Here is a 21,592-nt window from a genome sequence, read left to right as displayed (position 1 = left end):
TGATGATTAACGCTTATGCAGCACAAGAAAAAGGCGGAAAATTCGCCCCTTACCAATATGAGCCTGGCACTCTAGGCGATCATGAAGTAGAAATCGAAGTACACAGCTGCGGCGTTTGCCACAGTGATTTGTCCATGTGGCAAAACGAATGGGGTATGACGCAATACCCGTTTGTGGGTGGTCATGAAGTGGCCGGTAAAGTACTGGCAAAAGGTAAGCATGTAAAACAGTTAGAGCTTGGCGATAAAGTGGGACTTGGCTGGCACAAAGGCTATTGCAACGTTTGTGATTTATGCATTGGCGGTGACCATAACCTATGTGCCGAGCAAGAAGGCACCATCATCGGCAATCATGGCGGCTTTGCTGATAAAGTACGTGCAAAAGACACCAGTGTGATAAAAATCCCAGAAGGCTTGGATTTTAATTCTGTAGGACCGTTACTGTGTGGCGGTATCACAGTATTTAACCCATTGATGCAGTACGATATCAAACCAATCTCAAAAGTGGCTGTGATCGGCATTGGTGGCTTGGGTCATTTGGCATTACAATTTGCTAATGCATGGGGCTGTGAAGTAACTGCATTCACCAGCGAATCAAAAATGGAAGAAGCCAAAGAGCTTGGCGCGCATCATTGCCTAAACTCAAGAGAAGATAGCGAAATCGAAAAAGCAGCAGGCTCATTCGATTTGATTATCTCGACTGTGAATGTAGACATGAATTGGGACGTGGTCATTAAGACCTTAAAGCCAAAAGGTCGATTACACTTTGTTGGTATATTAGAAGCGCCATTAGAAATTGCTGCGGCTCCGATGATTATGGCGCAAAACAGCTTGTCAGGCTCACCAGTTGGCTCGCCAGCGACGCTTCGTCAAATGCTAGACTTTGCAGCGCGTCACAAGATTCAGCCAGTGACTGAAACCTATAAAATGTCTGAGATAAACGAAGCATTCGAGCGACTAGAAAGCGGTAATGCGCGTTATCGAGTGGTCTTAGAAAGAGAGTAGAAGTCGCTAAAGGTTACTAACCCCTAAAGGCAGCCAGTTCTAATCATAGTAGTGATACGTCATTTTATAAATGGCGTATCACTACTATTTTTTTGTCTGATACAAATGCTTGATACCATCAAACAGAGCAACTTAGAAAAAGTACTTTGCTACCGATGCAACATAAGCTGTAATCGGAACCGCTGTCATTTAATTCTATTAACATGAATATTATTCATCTTTTATTAAAATAGTATCGTTTTTATTCATGTCTGAATTTAGGTATGATTCATCCCATACAAACATTTGGTTTATCTCAGATAACGAGAATAGGGTAGTGAATCACCATGAGCAAAAATTTTAGCTGTTCCATTTCGAGCATTCGTTTTGATGAAAACTATCATCCTGCAGACAGCACGCGTCTGACGACTAACTTTGCGAATTTGGCGCGTGGTGAACATCGTCAAGAGAACCTACGCAAAACGTTAAGAATGATCAATAACCGTTTTAATGCATTGGCGCATTGGGATAACCCAACCGCAGACCGTTATTCTGTTGAGGTTGACATCATCTCAGTTGATATGGATATTGCAGGTGATGGTGATACTTTTCCCGTTATCGAAACGCTCAAAACCACGATCGTCGATCATAAAGACAATAAGCGTATTGCAGGCATGATGGGCAACAGCTTCTCCTCTTATGTACGTGACTATGATTTTAGTATCGTGCTATCAGAGCATTTTAGTAAAAAACCAAACACGCCAACGCCAGAGAGTTTTGGCGATTTACATGGCAAGCTGTTCCAGTATGTATTGCAATCAGAGGCCTACACCGCCAACTTTAACAAAGCGCCTGTTATTTGCCTGAGTGTCTCAACCAGCAAAACCTATCACCGTACGGCCAACAAACACCCTGTATTGGGAGTTGAGTATAGACAGGATGACTATTCATTGACTGACGACTATTTTCATAAAATGGGTCTAACCGTACGCTATTTTATGCCTGCTGATAGTGCCGCACCGTTAGCGTTCTACTTTGCGGGTGATTTACTGAGTGATTACACGGATCTTGAGCTCATCAGCGCGATCAGTACCATGGAGACCTTCCAGAAAATCTACCGTCCTGAGATTTATAATGCCAACTCAAGCGCCGGTGATGTCTACCAGCCAAGCCTTAAGTACCAAGATTATTCACTGACGCAAATTGTGTATGATCGCGAAGAGCGCAGCCAAATGGCGGTGACGCAAGGTAAGTTCACTGAAGAGACGTTCATCAAGCCATACCAAGCGATACTTGAGAAATGGGCGGCAAACTATGACGTCACAGGCAAAACTGATCAAAAAGAATCAGTCAAAAAATACGCTGCCTAATTGCTAATCCCTACCTAAAATAAAGAAGACAAATTATCATGGATATATTACTACCAACCTCAACTGCTGGCAGCTTACCGAAACCTTCTTGGCTGGCTGAACCTGAAAAAATCTGGTCGCCTTGGGCATTAGAAGGTGAGCAGCTGATTGAAGCCAAACAGGACGCTCTGCGGTTGTCATTGCAAGAACAGCTACATGCAGGGATTGATATCGTCAGTGATGGCGAGCAGACCCGTCAGCATTTTGTGACCACCTTTATTGAACATCTCGACGGCGTGGATTTTGAGCAGCGCAAGACCGTTAAAATCCGTAATCGCTATGATGCGAGTGTACCGTCAGTGGTAGGTGCTGTGAGCCGTCAAAAACCAGTATTTATAGAAGACGCTAAGTTTTTACGTCAGCAGACGGATCAGCCAATCAAATGGGCGCTACCTGGGCCGATGACGATGATTGATACGCTATATGACGGTCATTATAAAAGCCGTGAGAAATTGGCTTGGGAATTTGCTAAAATTCTAAATCAAGAAGCGAAAGAATTAGAGGCTGCTGGCGTGGATATCATTCAATTCGATGAACCGGCCTTTAATGTGTTTTTTGATGACGTCAACGACTGGGGTATCGCCACATTAGAGCGTGCCATCGAAGGCCTTAAATGTGAGACAGCGGTACATATCTGTTATGGCTATGGTATCGAAGCCAATAATAATTGGAAGAAAACACTGGGCTCAGAGTGGCGTCAATATGAGCAAGCGTTTCCTAAATTGCAGCAGTCGAAAATTGATATTGTCTCACTTGAATGTCAGAACTCACGCGTACCCATGGATTTGATCGAACTCATTCGCGGCAAAAAAGTGATGATCGGTGCGATAGATGTAGCAACTAATGACATTGAAACCCCTGAGGCAGTGGCAGATACCTTACGTAAAGCGCTGCAGTTTGTCGATGCGGATAAGCTCTATCCTGCGACCAATTGCGGCATGGCACCGTTGTCTCGCCAAGTTGCACGAGGTAAGCTCGCCGCATTAAGTGCAGGTGCCAAAATCGTTCGTCAAGAACTAGCAGGCTAAGCGGATGACCAGTGATAATCCAAATGTAGGATTGGAATAATGATTAAAGATAGGATTGAAGCAACTGATTTTAGAGACGCCATGTCTTTGTTAACGACAGCGGTCAACGTGGTCACTACAGCAGGCGTTTCGGGCGTTCATGGGTTTACGGCGTCGGCTGTATGCAGTGTCACCGATACACCGCCAACTTTGCTCGTCTGTATGAATCAGACGTCACGCTCACATGCGTATTTTATTGAAAATAAAACACTGAGCGTCAATGTATTGGGCGCTCATCATGAATCGATTTCTAACACTTTTGCCTCAAAACTACAGTCAGTAGAGCGCTTTGAACAGGGTGCTTGGACTCAGCTAGTGACAGGCTCTCCTATTCTAGAAGATGCATTGGTCAGTTTTGACTGTGAGATTGAGCATGTTCAGGAGGTGGGGACGCACAGTGTTTTTATGTGCCGAGTGGTCGCTATCAAACAATCTGAGCAGCAAGATGGGTCAGAGGAGGGTCTGGTTTATTTTAACCGTGCTTATTCTCGAGTGGGTCAAGTGGACCTCGCTTAAGTCAATACTCTATAAAAGAGTGGTAGCGTTAACCTCATTTGAAGTATCACCTATACATCTGCGTTCGGTTGCCTTGTCTCTCTTTTAAACTGAATCAACTAGCTTCATCATCAATCTGAGAAGTAAATATTCCGTGGAACTCATCATTTTTTTAATCATAGGCGCTCTAGCAGGATTTGCGGCGGGGCTGTTTGGCGTGGGCGGTGGCACGATCATCGTACCGCTACTCTTTATCGTTTTTACTCAAATGGGTTACCCTGCTGACAATATCATGCATTTGGCGCTAGGAACCTCGCTTGCGACCATTATTGTGACGTCTATCAGCTCGCTAATGGCACATAATAAAAGAGACGCAGTTATGTGGCCTGTCTTTAAGAATCTAGTACCAGGCTTAGCGATAGGGTGTTTTTTGGGGGCAGGGATTGCAGGGCAGATATCAGGGTTATATCTTCAGCTCATCGTTGGCATATTTTTGTTGTGGGTTGCCTATAAAATGTTTGTGGGTGGCAAAAATAAAGCAGATAGCAGTGCCAGTAATACCAATGCAGTACTACCTTCAAAACCTAAGCAACTAGCAGCAGGTGGCGTTATTGGTATCGCTTCTGCCATCTTTGGGATTGGCGGCGGCAGCTTAACCGTACCTTATCTCACGCGTTATGGTGTGGTGATGCAAAAAGCAGTTGGCACGTCAGCGGCGTGTGGCCTACCCATTTCGATTGCAGGGGCATTAGGGTTTATGATTTTTGGGATGCAGGCGCAAGTCAATGTACCCAATACGATTGGCTTTGTCCACATTTATGCCTTTTTAGGTATCAGCATCATGAGCTTTTTTACCGCCAAGATAGGGGCAAAAGTCGCTCATATATTATCACCACAACTATTAAAAAAATGTTTTGCAGTACTGTTGACCGTAGTAGGGTGTTACTTCCTTTATAAAGGATTGTTCTAATTAGCTATATTGATGTATTTAAAATATAAGGGTCATAAATAGCATGGTAGTGCTTAATGCGGAGAATTGCGCTTAGTTTAGTGGGCTGTGTTAAGTAGTATACAAAAGCGTTTAACAGGGTGATGAGAATATTTGATTGGGATGTGCTTACAATAGATTGTTAGATTAATTCTAATAATCTAAGTACTCAGGTTTTAAAGGTGTCTTAAACTGATAAGCATTTTTTTGATGCTTATTCTATATGTATGAGCCACATCAAGATGTTTTCATACTAAATGAACGAGATCAGTAACCCGATTCATTTAATATTCGGTACTTATCGCACCCATTTTGATCACCACTATCACAAGCCTTACCAAACCATTCTTTTGCTTGAAACTTATCTTGACGAACGCCTTTCCCATCTTGGTAAAGTAAACCAAGATGATACTGGGCGGTGATATGACGCTGCTCAGCTGCCTTTTGGTACCAACTGATAGCCGTAGTCAAATCTTGAGGAACACCTTTGCCATCTTGGTAAAGTAAACCAAGATGATACTGAGAGATGGCATGACCTTGCTCAGCTGCCTTTTGGTACCAACTGATAGCTGTAGCCACATCTTGAGGAATACCTTTGCCATCCTGATACAGTAAACCAAGATGATACTGAGAGATGGCATGACCTTGCTCAGCTGCCTTTTGGTACCAACTTATAGCCGTAGCCATATCTTGAGGAACGCCTTTCCCATCTTGGTAAAGTAAACCAAGATGATACTGGGAGGTGATATGACGCTGCTCAGCTGCCTTTTGGTACCAACTTATAGCCGTAGTCAAATCTTGAGGAACGCCTTTCCCATCTTGGTAAAGTAAACCAAGATGATACTGAGAGATGGCATGACCTTGCTCAGCTGCCTTTTGGTACCAACTGATAGCCGTAGTCAAATCTTGAGGAACACCTTTGCCATCTTGGTAAAGTAAACCAAGATGATACTGAGAGATGGCATGACCTTGCTCAGCTGCCTTTTGGTACCAACTGATAGCCGTAGTCAAATCTTGAGGAACACCTTTGCCATCTTGGTAAAGTAAACCAAGATGATACTGAGAGATGGCATGACCTTGCTCAGCTGCCTTTTGGTACCAACTGATAGCTGTAGCCACATCTTGAGGAATACCTTTGCCATCCTGATACAGTAAACCAAGATGATACTGAGAGATGGCATGACCTTGCTCAGCTGCCTTTTGATACGATTTAGCAGCTATAGTCAGATTTTCACCAAGATAAGACCTTTTTCTTCTGTTGTAAAAGAAAAGCTTTTTTAAGTACTTAAAAACCATTGTTTATTCTTTAAAGGTAATATCATTGATATTGGAAAGAAAAATGCTAAATGAAGCTATCATCTTTAGTGGATTGTCATGTCATTTGGCCAATATTAAGTTACTACTAGCAGTTTTCTCAATATACGACTTAGATCTGCTTTTTCCAAAATAGCTGCCTATGTTAACAAATATCAAACGTAAAATGTATCTATTGAAATAGATAATTAGGAGGTTGGAATTATTCAAACTGTTGACAAAATGAGAGTTGCGTAACGTTTAGAATGTCATTGCCTTGCAAAAGGATTATGATCTTATCAATACCTCGCTCTATTAGCGTAGATAGAACACAATTGAAGGAACAAACACCAACCAGCTAAATATTTGCCATTTTGGTGTGAAACTCGTACTAGGAGCTGCTATAAGGAGTGGTTTAGCTGTTTCTGGCTTTTGTTTAATCTTTTAGCCATCAATAAGAGTCTTCAAAGAAAATATGGTTGCGAGAAATAAAACAGTTTGTCCAAAATAGGATACTCGAATTAACAAATCCTAGTTAGGGCACTAAGCCTTAAGATGTAAGGTTAATGTTTTCAATTCTCTGAAACGATAGTACCAGAGAACCTTACTCTGTCTAATATTCAGCGCTCTCTGCCCAAGAGAATTCTTCTAAGATGCGCATCCATTGGTCATCTAATCCTGCTTTTAGCAACAATGGCTCGCCAGTGACCGGATGGCTAAGCGCTAAAGTCTGAGCATGCAGCAGCATGCGTGTACAATCATAGTGAGTACGAAAAAATCGTGTGTGCCGTATATCACCATGGCTAGTATCGCCCACGATATGATGGAATACATGTCTCATGTGCCGACGCAGCTGATGCTTGCGCCCAGTCTCAGGTGTCAAGCGTACCAGACTATAGCGGCTAGTGGCGTGCTTTTTCGATACCGCAAATGGCAGCTCAACTTGTGCCAAGCTTTGCCAATGGGTCACCGCCTCTTGAGCAGGCTTGTCTAAATCGGCAAATTTATCGGCAATGGCATCAGGTTTAAAGCTAAGCGCATAATCAATGGTGCCTTGGTCTGGCATAAAGCCGCGTACCACAGCTAGATACTGCTTCGTCACGGTATGTGCCGTAAAGGCCTCGCCAAGGCTACGCGCTACGGCTGAGCTCTTGGCAAACAATAATACGCCAGATGTGGGCTTGTCTAACCGATGCACTGGAAACACATGGCACCCTACTGCATCACGAGTGAGCTGCATGGCAAAGCGCGTCTCGCCTTTGTCTAGCCAACTGCGATGCACCAATAATCCCGCTTCTTTATTTATCGCTACCAGATGCTCATCTTCATAAATAATCTCTATTTGGTCAGCGGTGTCGCTCTCGATATCCATGCTTTTAGTGCCCATATTTTAGATATTATTATTATATAAGTTATTGATATTTCTCTATGTCGTTAGACATAAAAAATCCTTCGCCATCTCATTAATACCAGATGACGAAGGACTTGGGGTGGCACAATATTACGATTGGTAGTTATTCAGTATGACGAGTAATTACTCAGTATGATACTTTATTACTCGCTCACACTCATAAGTACATGTTGGCAAAAATCATTCCACCGTGACGCTCTTGGCCAAATTGCGAGGCTGATCGACGTCAGTACCACGCATCACTGCGACATGATATGACAGCAGCTGTATAGGTACGCTGTAGACGATAGGGGCTAGCGCTTCACTCACATCAGGGACATAGACCACGTGTAGACGATCCTCTTCGACCATCTGACTGGACTCGCTTGCAAATACAAACAACTCTCCATGACGCGCGTGTACTTCTTGCATGTTGGCTTTGAGTTTGTCAAACATACTGTCTTTGGGTGCGAGCACCACGATTGGCATATCTTTATCAACCAATGCCAATGGTCCATGCTTGAGCTCACCTGCTGCATAGCCTTCAGCATGGATGTAAGAGATCTCTTTGAGTTTTAGTGCGCCCTCTAATGCGATTGGATACTGTAGACCACGTCCTAAGAACAAACAACTTTTCTTGTCTTCAAAGTGCTGGCTCATGGCCTTGATGGGCCCATCAAGATTTAGACTGGCGTGTAGTTGTCCAGGTAGCTGCTGTAGCTCACCGAGCAATGTACCCAAACGCTCATCAGTCATACGCTGCTGAGCGATACCAACTTTCAATATCAATAGCATCAGAGCCACTAGCTGAGTGGTAAAGGCTTTGGTCGATGCCACACCAATCTCAGGTCCTGCCAGTGTTGGCAAGAAAATATCCGTCTCGCGTACCAGTGATGAGGTCGGTACATTACATAGTGCCAAGCTCACCAAACCGGCTGGCAGGTGCTTTTGGATATCACGTAATGCAGATAGGGTATCGGCTGTTTCACCAGATTGAGAAATACAAATCACCAGTGAGTTATCTACCACCACAGGGTTACGATAGCGGAACTCGCTGGCCACTTCGACTGAACACGGAATACGAATCATACTTTCAAACCAGTATTTCGCGACCAGTCCCGAGTGATAACTGGTACCGCAAGCAATCACTTGCACATGACGGATACCTGACAGCTGAGACTCATGACGCTGCAAAAAGTCATCACGTAACTTGCTGGTTTCGCCATTGTCTACTGCCATCTCAAGCGTACGGGCGACGGCATCTGGTTGCTCATAAATTTCTTTGAGCATGTAGTGCTTAAACTCGCCTTTGTCCGCGCTATGCTGGGTGGCATCAATTTCATGTATTTGACGTTGTACTTCAACACCATCTGCAAAAACTTGAATGCTGCTGCGAGTCAGTTTAGCGATATCGCCTTCTTCTAGGTACATAAAGCGATTGGTCACTGGCAGCAATGCCAATTGATCTGAGGCGATAAAGTTCTCGCCAATACCCACACCGATGACGAGTGGTGAGCCTAGACGTACCGTAATGAGCTCATCTGGGTTGTCCACATGCACGATACCCAAAGCAAATGCGCCATGTAACATCGGGATGATGGTGCGAACGGCTTCTAATAAGTCAGGTGTTTGCTTATAGATATCATGAATCAGATGCGCCACGACTTCAGTATCTGTCTGCGAGGTAAATTCATAGCCTTTGGTTATCAATGCTTCTTTTAGCTCAGCATAGTTTTCGACGATACCATTGTGAACGACAGCAATTTTACCTGAAACATGGGGATGCGCATTGCGCTGCGCAGGCTCACCATGAGTGGCCCAGCGCGTGTGAGCAATACCGATATGCCCATCAAAAAACTCTGGATTGATAGCAATAGCATCAACCAGTGCCTGTACTTTACCGACTTGGCGCTCGCGATGTAGCTCACCATCACGGATGACTGTTAGACCAGCTGAGTCATAACCTCTATATTCTAGGCGCTTCAAACCTTCTAATAAAATATTAGCGATATTTCGCTCAGCAACTGCCCCTACGATTCCACACATGGCTATTCCTTAACTGATTATTTTTAATAATTGTTGTGTCTATTTTTAGATATCATCCACAAAACATATAAACCAAATCAATTTTTAGAATCAAATCAGTTTTTGTTTGAACGCATCTCTAGTCACTCTGAACCCTTGGTAAATTCAAATATTTCACCTTGAGTCGTTTTTACTTTCTCGTAGCCGTTTTTTGCTTTTAGAGACATCGCTGGGATATCGTTTACAGTGGCAGAGTCATCATCATTGATAAATATCCAAACTTCATTGCCATTGGGGTAAGTCATGATATAACGCTGATATGTTGACATTATGCCATTAGGCTTAGGGTTCATTCCAACGCCCCAATTAAAATGGCATTCACCTGAATATTTCAATACTTTTTTAGCATCAAAGTATTTGCACTCTGCATCATATTCTATAGTAGTGCTCGCTGATGCCACTGAAAATGACGTCAAGGTGGATAGCAGCAGCATAGCAGCGAATAGTCTTTTCATAGTCGGCACTCTCGAAGTATGCTTATTCAGATTGGGCAGTGGCATAAAAACTGTCGTACGGATTATATCTACTCAAATATGGCTGCAATGAAACTGACTATTAACGAATCTGCTATTTTTTAGTCGGTCGTTGAAAGTTGTCTTTTTGGGTTTGTCGTGCGCGGCCAAACGCTAATGCACTACTATCAACGTCTTTAGTAATCACAGAACCAGCAGCCACTGTAGCTGTATCGCCAATGGTCACTGGCGCAACTAGGCTGGCATTAGAGCCGATAAAGGCATTGTCTTCAATGATGGTTTGCGATTTATTGACGCCGTCATAGTTACAAGTAATGACGCCAGCACCGATATTTACACCTTTACCGACAGTTGCATCACCGACGTAACTGAGATGATTGACTTTACTGCCTTGACCAATAGTCGATTTTTTAATTTCTACGAAGTTACCAACTTTGCTGTTGTCAGACAGTACAGTCTCAGGACGCAAGTGTGCGAAAGGCCCGATATCGACACCCGCACCAATCTCAGCACGATCGATGACGCAGTAAGGCTTGATATGACAGGCATTACCGATATGAGCATTTTTGATGACACAGCCTGCTTCTATATAGACACTATCACCTAGAGAGCAATCGCCTTCAAATACCACACCGACATCCACGAACACATCTTGACCTGCGGTCAGCGTACCACGAATATCGACACGGGTAGGATCAGCAAATTGCACGCCTGCTTCTTGTAGATCAGCGACGAGCTTACGTTGCCAAGTACGTTCTAGACTTGCAAGCTGTTGACGGTTATTGACTCCTTCAATCTCAAAAGTATGCTCAGGTTCAATCGCTGCAATAGTAATACCATCAGCAACTGCCATTTTGACGATATCGGTGAGGTAATACTCTTTTTGAGCATTGTCGTTAGAGAGCTCAGGCAGGTACTTATGCAGTAGTGCATTGTCTACGCAATAAATACCGCTGTTAATCTCATTGATGCCTTGCTCATCAGCACTGGCATCTTTTTGTTCAACGATGGCTTCAATATTACCTGCTAGATCACGCTTAATACGGCCCAACCCAAATGGATTATCGACCGTCAGGGTCAACATCGACATACCATCAGTATTAGCCGTTTTTAAAGCCGCTAGTGTCTGGCAGCTTACTAATGGCACATCACCATATAGAATGAGGCTTTGTCCTGATGTTGGCAAATCAGACAGCGTTACTTTGACCGCATGCCCAGTCCCTAACTGCTCAGTTTGAGCCACCCAAGTGATAGAGGCTTGCGTGTATTGACTGCTGATCTCAGATTTTACTTGATCACCGCCGAAACCGTGTACGATGATGGTTTCATTGACCGTCAACTGATGGCAAGTATCTAATACATGACTCAGTAAAGACTTACCCGCTAGAGTCTGCAAAACTTTTGGCTTTGCAGACTGCATACGTGTGCCTTTACCGGCAGCCAGAATAATCACAGAAAGAGGAGATGTCATAATAGCCCTACAAATGTAACAAAATATAAGATTGGATTATAGCGCAAATGTTCATTCAAAAAAAAGTTTTGATATACAGGCATTTATAATGCAACCTGATAACAATACATCAATCATCTATGCAAGAGGGTAATATTCAAATAGCTAGCATAAGAGGTTATGTATAGTTGAGTTCAAATAATGTCGATACAAGGAAGCCGAGTACAAGCGATACATCAGTATGGTTAGCGAGGATGATGAGGTAGCGGATTTATATGGATTTGACTATAGCTTATAACAGCACACCAAACATAACCACTATCCATAACACTGCTGCCATGATACCTGCGATGATATCGTCAAGCATGATGCCTAACCCACCAGCAACTTTTTTATCAGCCCATCCAATCGGTGGCGGCTTAATAATATCAAAAAACCGAAACAGTATAAAAGCAATAACAATGGCAAAAATAGAAAGCTCTTGAGAGACATCTTGCCAAAAGTTTGTGGTCGCCACACCCATGTACGAGAAGGGTAGCAGGGTAATCCAAATACCAGACCACTCATCCCAGACGATATGCGGGTCATCATGACCCTGCATCAGCTCGGATGTGCGTCCACAGATCCAAATGCCAAAAATACAAGATAGGATTGTCAATATTAGGAAAGGTATAAAGCCCAAACTCATCAGTGGTATGGCGATGACTAATCCGCCAACGGTACCCCAAGTGCCGGGTGCACGGCGCGGTAGACCACTACCCAAACCAATACCTAACCAATAGATCATACGATCGAGCACACTGGCATTGTTAGGCAATGGTGGGCAGTCATTGGCTTTACTGATATCAGGCTTGGATAAATCATGATCAGTCATGGGCTAACCTGTAAAATGTTGGTAACCAGTAAGGTTGGGCCATGTGGCAAATGGCGCGTGCTGAGTTCGAGTGATTAGCTGATTTTGATAATACAGTTCAGGGTGCAGTGCTATAGATTTGTTGGCCTCTGTCGCTATGTCATCTGACAGTGCGATTACTTCACCGATACAGGTGACAGCTGTGTTGGTGATAGGGGGTTCAATATGTGCAGGCAACGTAAAAGCCAACTCGTAATCATCACCGCCTGCCAGTTGGCACAACAATCGTTCAGATAAATCAACCGTTGCCAGTGATTCGCTAGTAGGCAGATGCTCCATATTAATTCGCATACCAACATTACTTTGTTGACAGATATGACCTAGATCTTGATACAGACCATCAGAGATATCTATCATCGCCGTCGCACCAATTTTGGCAAGTGCTGCGCCTAGCGCGATACGCGGAGTCGGCATATGGAGTCGATGAGCCAGTTCTATACCTTGGGCGCTATCAGGATGCTGTAGAGCGTATGCCGCATCACCAAGCGTGCCTGACACGTAGAGCTTATCCCCAACTTGCGCACCTGTGCGATAGACTGCAGGCGTATCTGCCATGAGAAAACCTTGTGCGCTGATACTTAGGACCAAATGCTCACTGCGTGTGGTATCACCACCAATCAATGTCACGCCAAACAGCTGGCAGGCATAAAACAAACCTTTGGCAAATTCAGTGAGCCATTGCTCATTAGCAAGTTGTGGCGGCAGCGCTAATGCTAATAATATACTGTGCGGCGTGGCACCCATAGCCGCAATGTCTGAGACATTGACGGCCACCGTTTTATAACCAATCGAAAAAGCCAACTCGTCAACTTTTTGCCAATCGGCCGCGAAATGACGACCTTGAACCAAGGTATCAATGCAGCTCACTAAGCGTGACCCAGCTGGCAATGCCATCACAGCGGCATCATCACCGATACCTTTTTCGAGACCAGCAAGCGGCGAGTGTGCCGCTTGCATCTGCGAAAATATACGCTCAATCAGCTCAAACTCGTTCATGACTAGTCTTGGCTTTTTGCGTCGGTGTTGTCTTGTTTACTGGCCTTAAACTCGCTAATATTTGCATTGGCCTTGCTCGCGCTATTGCGTTTAACGGCGGTATTATTAGCACTGATGCGCGGTTTGTCTGACGCAGTTGACTCACTGTCGATTGGATTTTCGGCGGTAGTAACGTCTTCGATGCTATCAGCAAGTGCCGTCTCAGCTTGTTTAGCGGCTGCTTTTTGTGAGGTACGTACGTTGGCATTGGTGTCCGCTTGTACTTCAATGGCGCGCAGTTCAACGGCCATTTTATCCAGTACCGCATTGATCAATTTATGAGCATCTGTTGCGCCGAAATGATTGTTCAATTTCATCGCTTCATCAAGTACTACCTTGTATGGAATCTCCATACGGTTTTGTAGCTCATAGGCACCAATCAGCAAAATAGCGTGCTCAACAGTGTCCAGCTTATCAATATCGCGGTCAAGGTGCTGAGTAATCAGCGCATCCAATGCTTCAATTTGCTCTGGAATATCACGCATCATCTCGTGATAGTAGCCAATGTGCACGGTGTGCATCGCATTAGTGGCACGAGTACGGGCAGCGATATCATTTGGTGCATTGGCTTTCCAGCCAAGCTTGCCATCGACATCAAAGCGGCGGTCAGTCACAAGCCATTCGTACAGACCTTGCATCGCAAAGCGGCGTGCCTTACGAATAGCAGTATGACTGGTCTTATAAGAAGACTCACTCATATCAAAGGTTTGATCACCCGTACTGCTGCTCGCGATACGGGTAGCTTCCGCTTGCTGTTCATTGGTTTGTGCATTTTTTGCAGCGTTGATAGCCTGCTTGAGTTGGTCAGTCATAACGGATCAATACCTGAATTTTGAAATAGAATGTTAAATAGTGGTCGGCTGGCACGTCTTGCCAGTCAGTCTTGGATATCGAAGTTGTATAGCGAGGGCTACCGTAATAACCATAACCCCCTCATTAACTTTACAAACAATATTGCTGATAGGTGCTATTTGTTATTTAAGTAGCAATGCTTCTAGAGGTTACTAAAGCCGCTAGACAGTCAAATAGGGACTGTCTACAAATAGAAACTGTCTAGCGGTCAATAATAACGGTCAGTAAAATTAAGCATCAATGCTTTCGTCATCGATGTCTAGCTGTGAAAGAACCGCGATCATCTCTAGTACGACCATCGCAGCTTCAGAGCCTTTATTACCCGCTTTGGTACCAGAGCGTTCGATGGCTTGCTCGATGCTGTCAGTGGTCAATACACCATTGGCAACAGGAATATTATAATCCATCGCTACAGCACTCAAGCCTTTGGCAGATTCGCTAGCCACAAAATCAAAATGCGGCGTGCTACCACGGATGATGGCACCTAGAGCTACAATCGCGTCAAAGCGATCTGATTCAGCGGCACGCTGGGCGACCAATGGTAGCTCAAATGCGCCAGGCACACGAATGACAGTGATATTGCTACCCAATACGCCATGGCGAAGTAGGGCATCGATTGCACCGTCAACCAATGACTCAACGACAAAACCATTAAAACGGCCAACAACGATACCAATACGGGCATCAGCATTTTGATGTAGGTTACCGTCGATATGGGTGACATCATTGCGCTGCTGTTGTAAATTTGACATAAAAATCCTTTGCTCAATAGAGTATTCAATGAAATAGGGGAGTGAATAAGTCGCTAAATATCATGCTGCGTTCAAGTAATATGCTCGCCAATTATAGGGGCGATGCCGTGGTTAAATGAACGAAAATAAATGGTTAGCGCTATGATAGCATTTTTTTCTGGTTTATTTGTATTTTACGAGCGTGCTAAAGACGCATCTGTATCCCTTGCGCTGCCATATAGGTTTTGGCTTCTTGAACCGTATACTCACCAAAGTGAAAAATGCTGGCCGCAAGCACCGCATCGACGCCGCCCTCTAGTACACCTTCTGCTAAATGCTGTAGGCTACCGACACCGCCTGAGGCTATAACTGGTACATTGACACGGCTGGTAATTTGTTTCATGAGAGCTAAATCATAGCCTTTTTTGGTGCCATCACCGTCCATTGACGTGACCAAAAGTTCACCTGCACCGAGGTCCGCCATCTTAACGGCCCATGACACCGCATCAATCCCCGTGGGTTTACGTCCACCATGAGTGAAAATCTCCCAACGTGGTACTTTAATACCGTCGATGTCGATATCAGCGACGCGTTTGGCATCGATGGCAACGACGATACATTGGTTACCAAATTTCTGCGACGCTTCACCAACGAACTCAGGGGTAAACACGGCAGCTGAGTTAATCGCTACCTTATCCGCGCCAGCATTGAGCAAATTGCGAATATCGGCGATTTTACGCACGCCGCCGCCAACCGTTAACGGTACAAATACCGTTTCAGCCATGCGTTCAACAGTATGATAAGTGGTATCGCGCTCATCATTGGTCGCAGTAATATCTAAAAAAGTAATCTCATCAGCGCCTTGTTCATTGTAGCGTTTGGCGACTTCGACAGGATCGCCTGCGTCTTTGATATCGACAAATTGCACGCCTTTGACCACACGGCCATTGTCAACGTCCAAACAGGGGATGATACGCTTTGCTAACATAGGGTCTTTCACCTTATAATCAATTCATTCTATAGGCGCTAGTCTAGCAAAAACGCCCGTATATCAGGCAGTTTTTCACAAGATTATTACGCTTTTCGCCATAATATGAGCAGGCGCGGTACAATTGCTCTCATTACTATCTACATTTACCTTTTTTAACTTCTTATTCAATTGCTATAAGTGAGATGTCATGTCCGTCTATACCCAGTTAACCGATGATCAGTTTGCCGCCTTTTGCCAAAGCTTTGGCGTATCGTTTGCCCGTGCAATTCCGATCACCCAAGGAATAAAAAACTCAAACTGGTTTATTCAAACGACTGATGATGTAGATGGTACATACTCTTATGTGTTCACTTTATTTGAAGAGCGTCCACCCGCTGATATCGAAAAAATGGCGGTTATTCTGAATCAATTAAATGGCAAACTGCCAGTCGCCGCACCACTGGCTGTGACTGATGCAAACGTTACTGATGCTGATAAGAATAGTGACAAGTGCTATGTTATTCACTATGAAGGTAAGGCCATCACCTTAGTACCGTGCCTCGTAGGCTCACATCCTGAGCAAACCACACAAGCGATGTGTCATGATATTGGCGCGGCGCTAGCGTTGCTTCATGAGACGTTGCAAGCATTACAACCTGCTGAGCAGTACGGCGTGCCTTTGTACCCATGGGCGGATGTACGCGACCGTGAAATGCAGTTCATGCCGGGTGACGAAGCCAAATTGATGAGTGATATTTGGCAGTCTTATCGCGACTTACCACTGGCAACGTTACCAAACGGTCTGTGTCATTTGGATATGTTTGCTGATAATACCCTGTGGAATCTACAAAAAGGCGAAGCGCGTCTGACCGGTTTACTAGACTTCACCGAAGTCAGTGTCGAGCATTACGTGATGGATATTGCCATAACTATCAATGATTTTTGTACCACATGGGGCGTTGCCGAACAAGGCGAGTCGGTGAACTTTGACCGCAGCAAGATGGCGGCATTCTTACAAGGTTATGAGTCGGTACGTCCACTGAACAATGATGAAAATCGTGCGCTACCTGTCATGCTGGCAAAAGCGGCAGTGATTTTTTGGTTATTGCGTCTAAATGTGATTCATTACAACCGTACTGAAGGGCGTACGGGTGACAACATTATGGTCAAAAACCCTGACTTGATGAAACGCTTGGCAGCTTACCATTGGGCACATGTCGAAAAGTCACAAAACACCGTATTTGTACTATTAAACAAACCAGACAATCAGATAGTCGGCGTATTTAGCAGTATCACGCAAGCTGAGCAAGCGCAGGAAAAGTTAAACAGTAGTGAGTTTACAATCGAAGAATATACGCTAGATCAATTGTCGTAAACGTTGCTTATTCACTTATTCTAGTATCAATTTTAGTACCGAAACCTTAGAGGCGACCCCATGACCGATCAAGTTGATAACTGGCACAAACTGGCGCGCTTTGATACCAACATGCAAGGCGAGCTGCATGCCAATCTGCTACGTAATAACGGCATTACCGTATCGCTGCAGCCACTCAGTGCGATCCCTGGCATGAACTCTGGTATCGTACTCTGGGTAGAAAATTCAGATTTGCCCCAAGCACAGCGTATCCTCAAAGGTGTCGATACGGACAGCAGTGCTAGAGCTGACTTGCTCGCCAATATGAGCGATGCAGAGCTTGGCATCATGCCAGAAACGGATCTACATACCATGCAAGATGATAAACATGTCATACCAGACAATAAAGGCGGTGAACTGTAAATGTGTCAACTCTTAGGAATGAACTGTAATACTCCAACAGATATTGGCTTTAGCTTTGCAGGATTTCGCAAGCGCGGCGGGATGACTGATAGCCATGAAGATGGCTTTGGCATTGCATTTTTTGAGCGTAGTGAGTGTCCTGGCAGCGACAAGGCAAGTGATCCGTTCGCAAGCGATAGGTTTGCAAATGGTGAATCAAAGAGTGCGGTAAACAATGCCTCAACAGGGTTGCGTCTGTTTCATGACAACCGACCAAGCCATCTATCGCCAGTCGCCGACCTAGTCAATAATTATCCCATCAAAGCCATGAATGTCATCGCGCATATCCGTAAAGCGACGCAAGGGCAGAACTGCTTGGCAAATACGCATCCATTCGTCCGTGAAGTCTGGGGCGAGCAATGGGTATTCGCGCACAATGGTCAGATGAATAGCGAATTTATCAAACGCTGTCAGCGCTTGCAGGACAATGGCAATGCCGCGCATTGTCAGCCAGTCGGTACGACCGATTCTGAAATGGCGTTTTGCTATTTGATTAATCGTCTAAAGAGCAGTTTTAAATCATGCCCTGATGACAAAACCTTGTTTAATTTTTTGACCACGCAATGTCGTTATTTATCTGCCAATGGTCTATTTAATTGCTTAATATCCAATGGCAGGTGGCAATTGGCTTATGCGGGTAGCTTGTTGTTTTATCTCACACGCAAAGCCCCATTTGGCGAGGCAAAATTGGCTGATGATGATTTGGCGATTAACTTTGGTGATGTGACCACAGACACGGATAAAGTCACGATTTTAGTTACCGTGCCATTAACTGAAAATGAGAAATGGCAACAGTTAGCGGTAAATGAATGCTTAATCTTTCAAGATGGCGACGTCATTTATAAAGACAGCCCAAGCCAGCGTAAGTTTTTGACGGTTGATGAAGGCATTGCGATTGCTAGAGAAGTTGGGGCGAGTGTTTAGGGGTTAGACTACGATAGTAGATACATTCCACAACACCGCTTAAATTTCTCACCTGACCCACAAATGCACGGTTGCTTTTGCGTCACAGTCATCGCAACCGTCGGATCTAAGAAGTACCAGCGCGTATCATCATTTGCTTTGCTTTTTGCCTTTACGAAAGCAGAAAGTTCATGATGCGCCTGTACTTTTTCTGCTAAATCACCTGCATTTTTCTTAGTATTAAAATAAGCCTTAAACTCAACCTGCGCATGACGTTTACCAAGCTTGGGTATGTGTTCCACAATCTCTAGTCCTGCCCAGTCCGTTTCCTTTGCCCAACTCTCAATCGCATTAATATCAAGCAAGTTTTGCTGCGCACGCACTGTGGTCTTGACGATATACTCTGGCTTAACCAATACAAAGGCACTATAACGCGTACGCATGAGCCGCTCGGCTGTCTCCGCTTTTATACCACCTGCTTTATCTACTTCGCCATTATAAAAAGCATCATGATACGGCTGGCAGCAGTCTTGATAGGATATTGGAGCGTTTGCCGCCTCTGCTGTTGGTGTAATTTGGCACGGGCAAGTATGTAGGGAAGGTTGCATGTTTTACTCTAATTTTTATTTGGGCTTATTCGTTTAGGCTTAATGGTCTTATGATAAATTTATTGCAGCATGCTTTTTATTAACTCTGGCAATATACCAACCTTGAGCTGTGCCCATGCGGAAGGGTCGCTTAGTCGTGACCAAAACATCTCAAAAGGCGGCGCGACATATACCAGTAGTGCAAGGATAGTATATAGAAGCAAATACCACCATTTGTCTTTTGGCTGATAAAACTTCATCGCAGTACCCGATGAGCGTTTCATTTTCATATTGGACAAATTGACGCTATACAGCTCGTCCAATGATAAATGCACCATTGCACCACCAAATAAAAACAGACCATAAAACCAGCTGGTCGTTAGCGGTAGATGCAGACCATAATAGCTTAGGCACGTCAGACCCAATCCCAGTATCGCCATATAAGGTACAGAGTGTATGACGCCGCGATGCACCGTCATAGTAGTAAAGACATGAAAAACCACGTAACGCATAAAACTGTAGCCCGCCAGCCATAATGCTATCAATGCCAGTAAGCTCAGATCACTACGCCAATGCATGACCAAGCCAAAGGCAAAGATAAACGATGTGATATTAAAACCGAGCTTAATCGGTGTTGAGTTATCAGAATCCAAATCTGGCAGCAATCCACCGATAGTACCAAGCGCCACGCATACCAAAAACCCCGAATCATCAATCAATCCGGCTTTATAAACCGTCAGACTCATCGTACCGCTGACCATAAAAGCGACATTTAGGTGGGTATTAAAATTTGCCATAAAACTCATTCATCCATAGCGCTCAAAAAGCGTTTTCGAGCAGCGCATCTAGCAGTAAAAAAGCGCACCATGATACCATAGACCGTCCATACGTCTAATAGAGATAGCCCGCAAGAGAGAGCTCCTTATGCCTGCTAGTAATTCACCCGCCACACTTAATTTCGATACTCATATTAAGCAGCTACCTGTAGTAGAAGGTCAGCTCGATAACAGCTTTGCTGCCATTGATTGGCAAAAGCCTTGGCTGACGCATATCACTCAATTGAGTTATATCAGCAACACGATTGAGCGTCTTAGTCGCTCGAAACTGCAGAGAAATAGCTTGGATAATTTGGGTGACTCAGAAGATTTGGATAATGCGAAAAGCCTAGATACGTACGATATAAATGCTTCTGATATCAATACGCCCGACACGATTGCCAAAGTCTTAAAAACGGCGATAACGCAGCAGGCTGAACATTTGCAACAGCCGTTACCGCATACCAAACCTGCCCATGACCACGAATCTCAAACGCTACAATTCGTCTCTCAAAATGCATTGCCTGAAGGCAAAGCCTATGAGCATTTCATCGGCACAACTGGCAACATCCCGACGCGTGATAACTTGCATGATTTATTTAACGGCAGTATTTGGCTGACGTTTCCGAAGACTAAAGCTATGCTCAATTACTACCATATGCTAGAGATTGCAAAGCAGGGCATTAGTGAGCGTCGAGGGCGTGTGCGCGACACTATTACTGTCTTTGATGAAAATGGTGCAGTGCTAGTGACTTCTGATGCTAGTATCGGTAAGGCATTGGTTGATTTTGACTGGCAGGCAAGTTTGGTGAAGCCGCGCGCTAAATGGGACAACCCAGCACAACCAAATACAAGTGCTCAAGCCGCAGTCTATATCTTTGGGCATGCTCTGCTTGAGCAATTGGTGCATCCACGCAAACCCTTATGTGCCCACAGTATTGTCATTCACGTTGCACAAGAATTCTTTACATTATCGTTAGCTGAGCGCATAAGCTGCTTGGATGATAAAGTTGCCGAATACATGGACACATTATTATCAAATGATGATGTGAAACCGCGCCAGCTTGCGCCGTTACCGATCTTAGGGGTGCCACATTTTTGGACAGAAAATGCAGATACTGGCTTTTATGAAGACAGCTACGTGTTCCGCAGCGGTCGTCGCCAAAGTAATAATAAAAAACCATAAGAAGTAAGCAAGAATAAATTGCTAAAAAATAGCTTGCTAAACCTTTGTTACGTTTACGATTGTGCCACGATTCGACTACGTCTAGATGTTAACAAAGCCTTGTATGTTTGTTATGGTAAAAGGGTGTTTCCGTTAAACACTAGCGGTATGG

The 21,592-nt window shown here is 44.4% G+C and carries 21 protein-coding genes; 9 read left to right on the top strand and 12 right to left on the bottom strand.

What is annotated here, in order from left to right:
* The first annotated feature begins 2 nt into the window (after positions 1-2).
* The 5 genes from ahr (at position 3) to IP485_RS10720 (ending at position 4,924) form a co-directional block, all read left to right on the top strand.
* Positions 3-1,004 carry an NADPH-dependent aldehyde reductase Ahr gene (ahr, locus tag IP485_RS10740; RefSeq protein ID WP_198327218.1) on the top strand — a complete coding sequence of 334 codons (1,002 nt, stop codon included), beginning with the start codon at positions 3-5 and terminating at the stop codon, positions 1,002-1,004.
* A gap of 326 nt (positions 1,005-1,330) precedes the next feature.
* Complete coding sequence (locus IP485_RS10735; protein ID WP_198327217.1) at positions 1,331-2,353, top strand: DUF1852 domain-containing protein; 1,023 nt, start codon at positions 1,331-1,333, stop codon at positions 2,351-2,353.
* Positions 2,354-2,391: 38 nt separating this feature from the next.
* Complete coding sequence (locus tag IP485_RS10730; protein ID WP_198327216.1) at positions 2,392-3,420, top strand: methionine synthase; 1,029 nt, start codon at positions 2,392-2,394, stop codon at positions 3,418-3,420.
* Positions 3,421-3,459: 39 nt separating this feature from the next.
* Positions 3,460-3,975 (top strand): flavin reductase, encoded by a 516-nt coding sequence (locus IP485_RS10725; RefSeq protein ID WP_198327215.1) that lies wholly within the window; start codon positions 3,460-3,462, stop codon positions 3,973-3,975.
* A 133-nt stretch (positions 3,976-4,108) separates the two neighbouring features.
* The gene (locus IP485_RS10720; protein ID WP_198327214.1) at positions 4,109-4,924 is read left to right on the top strand and encodes a sulfite exporter TauE/SafE family protein; all 816 of its coding nucleotides are present in this window, start codon (positions 4,109-4,111) and stop codon (positions 4,922-4,924) included.
* Between the two features lie 285 nt (positions 4,925-5,209).
* Here IP485_RS10720 and IP485_RS10715 read toward each other — a convergent pair whose 3' ends face one another.
* From IP485_RS10715 to hisF, 10 genes are all read right to left on the bottom strand, one after another.
* Positions 5,210-6,238, bottom strand: a complete 1,029-nt coding sequence (locus tag IP485_RS10715; protein WP_198327213.1) for a tetratricopeptide repeat protein — start codon at positions 6,236-6,238, stop codon at positions 5,210-5,212.
* A 610-nt stretch (positions 6,239-6,848) separates the two neighbouring features.
* Positions 6,849-7,607, bottom strand: coding sequence for a tRNA pseudouridine(65) synthase TruC (gene truC, locus IP485_RS10710; RefSeq protein WP_198327212.1), 759 nt, complete (start codon positions 7,605-7,607; stop codon positions 6,849-6,851).
* 219 nt (positions 7,608-7,826) lie between these two features.
* Entirely contained in the window at positions 7,827-9,671 is a 1,845-nt protein-coding gene (gene glmS / locus IP485_RS10705) for a glutamine--fructose-6-phosphate transaminase (isomerizing) (protein WP_198327211.1), read from the bottom strand.
* 122 nt (positions 9,672-9,793) lie between these two features.
* On the bottom strand, positions 9,794-10,165 hold the full coding sequence (locus tag IP485_RS10700; RefSeq protein WP_198327210.1) for a hypothetical protein: 372 nt from the start codon (positions 10,163-10,165) through the stop codon (positions 9,794-9,796).
* Between the two features lie 112 nt (positions 10,166-10,277).
* On the bottom strand, positions 10,278-11,654 hold the full coding sequence (gene glmU / locus IP485_RS10695) for a bifunctional UDP-N-acetylglucosamine diphosphorylase/glucosamine-1-phosphate N-acetyltransferase GlmU (protein ID WP_198327209.1): 1,377 nt from the start codon (positions 11,652-11,654) through the stop codon (positions 10,278-10,280).
* A gap of 271 nt (positions 11,655-11,925) precedes the next feature.
* Entirely contained in the window at positions 11,926-12,507 is a 582-nt protein-coding gene (locus IP485_RS10690) for a phosphatidylglycerophosphatase A (RefSeq protein WP_198327208.1), read from the bottom strand.
* Positions 12,508-12,510: 3 nt separating this feature from the next.
* Positions 12,511-13,542, bottom strand: coding sequence for a thiamine-phosphate kinase (gene thiL / locus IP485_RS10685; protein WP_198327207.1), 1,032 nt, complete (start codon positions 13,540-13,542; stop codon positions 12,511-12,513).
* A 2-nt stretch (positions 13,543-13,544) separates the two neighbouring features.
* Positions 13,545-14,393 (bottom strand): transcription antitermination factor NusB, encoded by an 849-nt coding sequence (gene nusB / locus IP485_RS10680; RefSeq protein WP_198327206.1) that lies wholly within the window; start codon positions 14,391-14,393, stop codon positions 13,545-13,547.
* Between the two features lie 270 nt (positions 14,394-14,663).
* Positions 14,664-15,185, bottom strand: coding sequence for a 6,7-dimethyl-8-ribityllumazine synthase (gene ribE / locus IP485_RS10675; RefSeq protein WP_198327205.1), 522 nt, complete (start codon positions 15,183-15,185; stop codon positions 14,664-14,666).
* A 184-nt stretch (positions 15,186-15,369) separates the two neighbouring features.
* On the bottom strand, positions 15,370-16,152 hold the full coding sequence (hisF, locus tag IP485_RS10670; RefSeq protein ID WP_198327204.1) for an imidazole glycerol phosphate synthase subunit HisF: 783 nt from the start codon (positions 16,150-16,152) through the stop codon (positions 15,370-15,372).
* 190 nt (positions 16,153-16,342) lie between these two features.
* Between hisF and IP485_RS10665 the strand changes: the two genes are divergently transcribed.
* Genes IP485_RS10665 through IP485_RS10655 form a run of 3 tightly spaced genes read left to right on the top strand, consistent with a single transcriptional unit; the run spans position 16,343 to position 18,874 of the window.
* Positions 16,343-17,509 (top strand): homoserine kinase, encoded by a 1,167-nt coding sequence (locus tag IP485_RS10665; RefSeq protein ID WP_198327203.1) that lies wholly within the window; start codon positions 16,343-16,345, stop codon positions 17,507-17,509.
* A gap of 60 nt (positions 17,510-17,569) precedes the next feature.
* Positions 17,570-17,911 carry a hypothetical protein gene (locus IP485_RS13790; protein WP_227686518.1) on the top strand — a complete coding sequence of 114 codons (342 nt, stop codon included), beginning with the start codon at positions 17,570-17,572 and terminating at the stop codon, positions 17,909-17,911.
* A complete protein-coding gene (locus tag IP485_RS10655; RefSeq protein ID WP_198327202.1) occupies positions 17,912-18,874 on the top strand; it encodes a class II glutamine amidotransferase in 963 nt (320 codons plus the stop codon).
* Positions 18,875-18,882: 8 nt separating this feature from the next.
* On the opposite strand, the gene IP485_RS10650 is transcribed toward IP485_RS10655, so the two are convergent.
* Positions 18,883-19,461 (bottom strand): YchJ family protein, encoded by a 579-nt coding sequence (locus tag IP485_RS10650; RefSeq protein WP_198327201.1) that lies wholly within the window; start codon positions 19,459-19,461, stop codon positions 18,883-18,885.
* 59 nt (positions 19,462-19,520) lie between these two features.
* Positions 19,521-20,237: a metal-dependent hydrolase gene (locus IP485_RS10645; RefSeq protein ID WP_198327200.1), complete on the bottom strand. Its 717-nt coding sequence runs from the start codon at positions 20,235-20,237 to the stop codon at positions 19,521-19,523.
* Between the two features lie 127 nt (positions 20,238-20,364).
* Here IP485_RS10645 and IP485_RS10640 point away from each other — a divergent pair, with 127 nt between their 5' ends.
* Entirely contained in the window at positions 20,365-21,441 is a 1,077-nt protein-coding gene (locus tag IP485_RS10640) for a DUF3025 domain-containing protein (protein ID WP_198327199.1), read from the top strand.
* The last annotated feature ends 151 nt before the right edge of the window (positions 21,442-21,592 follow it).

Origin of the sequence: Psychrobacter sp. NG27 (genome assembly GCF_016106655.1) — a bacterium.
Classification (GTDB): Bacteria; Pseudomonadota; Gammaproteobacteria; order Pseudomonadales; family Moraxellaceae; genus Psychrobacter.
The sequence above is the reverse complement of the archived record's forward strand: the minus strand, read 5'-3'. Positions and strand labels throughout refer to the sequence as shown.

Excerpts from the sequence above, each read along its gene's own strand:
- ahr (WP_198327218.1), top strand. The coding sequence starts at position 3 with ATGATTAACGCTTATGCAGCACAAGAAAAAGGCGGAAAATTCGCCCCT.
- IP485_RS10735 (WP_198327217.1), top strand. The coding sequence starts at position 1,331 with ATGAGCAAAAATTTTAGCTGTTCCATTTCGAGCATTCGTTTTGATGAA.
- IP485_RS10730 (WP_198327216.1), top strand. The coding sequence starts at position 2,392 with ATGGATATATTACTACCAACCTCAACTGCTGGCAGCTTACCGAAACCT.
- IP485_RS10725 (WP_198327215.1), top strand. The coding sequence starts at position 3,460 with ATGATTAAAGATAGGATTGAAGCAACTGATTTTAGAGACGCCATGTCT.
- IP485_RS10715 (WP_198327213.1), bottom strand. The coding sequence starts at position 6,238 with ATGGTTTTTAAGTACTTAAAAAAGCTTTTCTTTTACAACAGAAGAAAA.
- truC (WP_198327212.1), bottom strand. The coding sequence starts at position 7,607 with ATGGATATCGAGAGCGACACCGCTGACCAAATAGAGATTATTTATGAA.
- glmS (WP_198327211.1), bottom strand. The coding sequence starts at position 9,671 with ATGTGTGGAATCGTAGGGGCAGTTGCTGAGCGAAATATCGCTAATATT.
- IP485_RS10700 (WP_198327210.1), bottom strand. The coding sequence starts at position 10,165 with ATGAAAAGACTATTCGCTGCTATGCTGCTGCTATCCACCTTGACGTCA.
- glmU (WP_198327209.1), bottom strand. The coding sequence starts at position 11,654 with ATGACATCTCCTCTTTCTGTGATTATTCTGGCTGCCGGTAAAGGCACA.
- IP485_RS10690 (WP_198327208.1), bottom strand. The coding sequence starts at position 12,507 with ATGACTGATCATGATTTATCCAAGCCTGATATCAGTAAAGCCAATGAC.
- thiL (WP_198327207.1), bottom strand. The coding sequence starts at position 13,542 with ATGAACGAGTTTGAGCTGATTGAGCGTATATTTTCGCAGATGCAAGCG.
- nusB (WP_198327206.1), bottom strand. The coding sequence starts at position 14,393 with ATGACTGACCAACTCAAGCAGGCTATCAACGCTGCAAAAAATGCACAA.
- ribE (WP_198327205.1), bottom strand. The coding sequence starts at position 15,185 with ATGTCAAATTTACAACAGCAGCGCAATGATGTCACCCATATCGACGGT.
- hisF (WP_198327204.1), bottom strand. The coding sequence starts at position 16,152 with ATGTTAGCAAAGCGTATCATCCCCTGTTTGGACGTTGACAATGGCCGT.
- IP485_RS10665 (WP_198327203.1), top strand. The coding sequence starts at position 16,343 with ATGTCCGTCTATACCCAGTTAACCGATGATCAGTTTGCCGCCTTTTGC.
- IP485_RS13790 (WP_227686518.1), top strand. The coding sequence starts at position 17,570 with ATGACCGATCAAGTTGATAACTGGCACAAACTGGCGCGCTTTGATACC.
- IP485_RS10655 (WP_198327202.1), top strand. The coding sequence starts at position 17,912 with ATGTGTCAACTCTTAGGAATGAACTGTAATACTCCAACAGATATTGGC.
- IP485_RS10650 (WP_198327201.1), bottom strand. The coding sequence starts at position 19,461 with ATGCAACCTTCCCTACATACTTGCCCGTGCCAAATTACACCAACAGCA.
- IP485_RS10645 (WP_198327200.1), bottom strand. The coding sequence starts at position 20,237 with ATGGCAAATTTTAATACCCACCTAAATGTCGCTTTTATGGTCAGCGGT.
- IP485_RS10640 (WP_198327199.1), top strand. The coding sequence starts at position 20,365 with ATGCCTGCTAGTAATTCACCCGCCACACTTAATTTCGATACTCATATT.